This is a genomic window from Brachyspira catarrhinii (assembly GCF_005518285.1).
Taxonomy (GTDB): domain Bacteria; phylum Spirochaetota; class Brachyspiria; order Brachyspirales; family Brachyspiraceae; genus Brachyspira; species Brachyspira catarrhinii.
This window is the reverse complement of record NZ_SJDU01000768.1, coordinates 1-481: the sequence shown is the minus strand read 5'-3', so window position 1 is coordinate 481 and position 481 is coordinate 1. Positions and strand designations below refer to the sequence as shown.

Annotated in this window: 1 pseudogene; it reads right to left on the bottom strand. The window is 31.4% G+C overall.

The features are described 5' to 3' along the window. A pseudogene (locus tag EZH24_RS13390) lies at nucleotides 1-481 on the bottom strand (hypothetical protein); the annotation flags it as partial.

Here is a 481-nt window from a genome sequence, read left to right as displayed (position 1 = left end):
GACCATATTTTTGAGGCATCTGCAGCAAGAGTCCAGACATCTTCCCAACCCCAAACATTATCATTTATTTTAATATACTCATAATAAATATCATTCCCATTTTCTCTTACATATAATTTATTTGATTCATAAAAAATATCTATAGCTGAATTTCTTCCTTCTCGTAGAGGAAATTTATGTTCTACCCAATTATTATTATCTGAAGTATCTTTATTTACATCAACGCTATAATATCTCATTCCAATAGCAAATTTAGGAGCAGAAGGATCTCTGTATCCTGTAGGATTTGTATCAATAGGGCTTTCCTGGGCAAAAAGAAATAATCTGCCATTAAGATAAAATAGTGATGAAAAATTTAAACCATTTACACCATATCTACCCTGTATAGTAGGATTATCTTTATTAGGCTCTGGAATATTATAAGTTTTCTTTTCTCTATTTGCCGAGTATGCCCAATTTATGAGACTGTCTGATTCTCTGC